The 3,226-nt window shown below is 68.3% G+C and carries 3 protein-coding genes; 2 read left to right on the forward strand and 1 reads right to left on the reverse strand.

Features of this window, described 5'->3' with window-relative positions; translation table 11 throughout:
- Positions 1 to 148: 148 nt before the first annotated feature.
- Together istA and istB are read left to right on the forward strand one after the other, a co-directional pair.
- On the forward strand, positions 149 to 1,789 hold the full coding sequence (gene istA, locus ACWDR4_RS49975) for an IS21 family transposase (RefSeq protein ID WP_450418837.1): 1,641 nt from the start codon (positions 149 to 151) through the stop codon (positions 1,787 to 1,789).
- Positions 1,790 to 1,804: 15 nt separating this feature from the next.
- Positions 1,805 to 2,611, forward strand: coding sequence for an IS21-like element helper ATPase IstB (gene istB / locus ACWDR4_RS49980; protein ID WP_450418838.1), 807 nt, complete (start codon positions 1,805 to 1,807; stop codon positions 2,609 to 2,611).
- 64 nt (positions 2,612 to 2,675) lie between these two features.
- Here istB and ACWDR4_RS49985 read toward each other — a convergent pair whose 3' ends face one another.
- Complete coding sequence (locus ACWDR4_RS49985) at positions 2,676 to 3,032, reverse strand: DUF6221 family protein (RefSeq protein WP_450418839.1); 357 nt, start codon at positions 3,030 to 3,032, stop codon at positions 2,676 to 2,678.
- Positions 3,033 to 3,226: the final 194 nt, after the last annotated feature.

Raw genomic sequence — 3,226 nt, forward strand, 5'->3', positions numbered from 1 at the left:
TGGCTTTGTAGGTGAGTCTTGAGGCCAGTTGTGGGTGGGTTCTGACTCCAGTGATGTCGGTGGGCAGTTGATGTCGGTGAGTTCTGACTCCACTTGGGGGCTTGTGGTGGGAGTATCGGGGTGCATCGGCTAGCGCTGGGTGGCTCAAGTGCCCGTTTCGAAGGTCGAGTTGTACGCGGCGATACGCCATGACGCTCGGGCCGAAGGGCTGTCCAGCAGGGCTTTGTCGGCCAAGTACGGGGTGGGCCGCAGGACGGTGGCGCTGGCGTTGGAGTCGGTGTGGCCGGCGCCGCGCAAGCAGCTTCCGCCCCGGATCTCGCGCCTGGACGCGTTCAAGGCGACGATCGACCAGATCCTGCGGGATGACCTGGACGCGCCGCGCAAGCAGCGGCACACCGTCAAGCGGGTCTTCGACCGGCTGATCGACGAGCACGACGCCCGGGGCGTGACGTATTCGATGGTCCGCGCCTACATCGCCCTGCGCCGTCCGGAGATCCGGGTGGAGGAGGGCCGCGGTCCTCCGCAGGCGTTCGTGCCGCAGACGCACCGCCCCGGCGACGAGGCGGAGGTCGACTTCGGGGACGTGTGGATCCACCTGGACGGGGTGCCCACCAAGGTGTTCCTGTTCTCGCTGCGGCTGTCGTTCAGCGGGAAGGCCGTGCACAAGATCTTCGCTTCGTGCGGGCAGGAAGCATTTCTGGAAGGCCACGTTCACGCGCTTCAGGTGCTGGGCGGCGTGCCGCGCGGCAAGGTCCGCTACGACAACTTGCGGGCCGCGGTCAGCCAGGTTCTGGGCCGCACCCGGGGCAGGGTGGAAAGCGACCGTTGGACGGCGTTCCGCTCGCATTTCTCGATCAACAGTTTCTACTGCAATCCCGGTATCGAGGGCGCCCATGAGAAGGGCGGCGTCGAGGGGCAGATCGGCTGGTTCCGCAGGAACCACCTGGTCCCCGTCCCGAAGGTCGCCTCGCTGGCGGAGCTGAACGCGATGGTGGAGCGCTGGGATGAGGAGGACGACGCCCGTCGGATCATGCAGCGGGCGCTGACCATCGGTGAGATGTTCGCCGTCGAGCGCCCGCTGCTGGTCCCGTTGCCGGGGGAGGAGTTCGAGACCGGGCTGGTGTCCTCGCTGCGCGTGAACCGCTACGGCCAGGTCAGCGTGCGCACCAACCACTACTCGGTGCCGGTCAGGTTGATCGGCCGGATGGTGCGGGTCGTGCTGCACGCCTCCGAGCTGGTGGTCTACGACGCGCACCGGGAAGTCGCCCGGCACGAGCGGCTGATCGCCAAGGGCGGTGCCCGGCTGGAGCTGGACCACTACCTGGAGGCGCTGGTCCGCAAGCCCGGCGCGCTGCCCGGGGCGACCGCGCTGGACCAGGCCCGCTCGGCGGGCAAGTTCACCCCGGTCCACGACGCCTGGTGGCAGGCGGCCTGCAAAGCCCACGGCGACGCGGAGGGCACCCGGGCGCTGATCTCCGTCCTGCTGCTGCACCGGCACATGGTCCACGAGCACGTGGTCGCCGGGATCGCGACCGCGCTGCGGGCCGGCGCGCTGACCGCCGACGCGGTCGCGCTGGAGGCCCGCAAGTGGGGCGAGGCCGACCAGGGCGCCGACCAGCCGGCCGACCAGGACATCCCACCGCGCCGGGTGGACGGCGGGGCGACGGTGACCTCGCTGACCGAGCGGCGCCTGGCCGCGCTGCCGCCCGACCCCAGGCCGCTGCCGTCGGTGGCCGCCTACGACCAGCTGCTGCGATTCCGCCGGCGTCCCGCCGACGGCCAGGCATGACGAGGAAGAGGCACCGTGACCGCCAAGCGCAACCGCGGACTGACCGAACAGGCCGCCGACACCGCCGTGGACCAGGCATGCCGGATGCTCCGGCTGCCCACCATCCGCACTCAGTACCCCGAACTCGCCGAAGCCGCCGGCCGCGACCAGATGACGTATCGCGGATTCCTGGCCGAACTGCTGCTGTCCGAATGCGACGACCGGGCACGCCGGCGTTCCGAACGCCGGATCAAAGCGGCCGGATTTCCGCGCGAGAAATCGATCCGGCAGTTCGACTTCGACGCCAACCCCGTCATCGACCCGGCCGCCATCCACACCCTCGCCAAATGCGACTGGGTCAAGAAGGGCCTGCCGCTGTGTCTGATCGGCGACAGCGGAACCGGCAAGTCGCACCTGCTCATCGCGCTGGGCACCGAGGCGGCGATGCACGAGTACCGGGTGAAGTACGTGCTGGCCACCAAGCTCGTCAACGAGCTCGTGGAAGCTGCCGACGAGAAGCTGCTGGCCAAGACCATCGCCCGCTACGGCCGCGTCGACCTCCTTTGTATTGATGAATTGGGCTATATGGAACTGGATCGTCGCGGGGCGGAGCTGCTGTTCCAGGTTTTGACGGAGCGTGAGGAAAAGAATTCTGTGGCGATCGCCTCCAACGAATCCTTTGGAGGCTGGACCAAGACCTTTACGGATCCAAGGCTCTGCGCGGCCATCGTGGACCGGCTGACGTTCGGCGGGAACATCATCGAGACCGGCACCGACTCCTATCGGCTGGCCGCCACCCGCGCCCGCGCCGAACAGCAGGCCGCCGCGGTCGCCGCGGGCTGACGAAGACGGCGCCGTCCTACGGGGGTGCTCGGTGCCCTTCTGGCCGGCGGGAGAGGCGTTGACGTCATCCGGGAAGCCACGCGTCCTGCCACTGGTGGTGCAGTTCGAAGGGCAGGGCAAGGACGCGGAGAGTCTGTTCGGCGAAGACAGGGTCCAGCGGCCACTTCGGGTCCCGCGGGTCCTGGCAGCGGATCCGCCGTTCGCAGTCGTCCAACTCCGACCGGAGCGCCAGAGCCCGGTCGAGTATCTCTCTCGGGACGGGACAGGCGCAGCCTTCGAGCACGGCAGTGCGCGGTCCCGGCTCTCCCGAGGCGACGGCAGTGCAGGCCAGCTCGTGGAACAACTCGGCCTGCACTGCGGTCTCTGCCAGCCGAGCCCCCACGAAGGCGATCAGTTCGTCTGTGCTCGGTTTCGCCTGCATGTGTCCTCCCAGGCCGCAGAACCACAGCGCTCGTCGCATCCGTGTTCCCACGAAAGTAGGCCCTCGAACACCTGAACCCACCGCAGCGGGGCCGCCAGGTGGAGTCATTTCTCACCTACAAAATCAGGTCCCCCAGGCGCCGGGTGGAGTCAGAACTGACCTACAAGTGGAGTCCACCGTCACCTACGAAGCCA

The sequence above is a fragment of the Streptomyces sp. NPDC000878 genome, assembly GCF_053599695.1.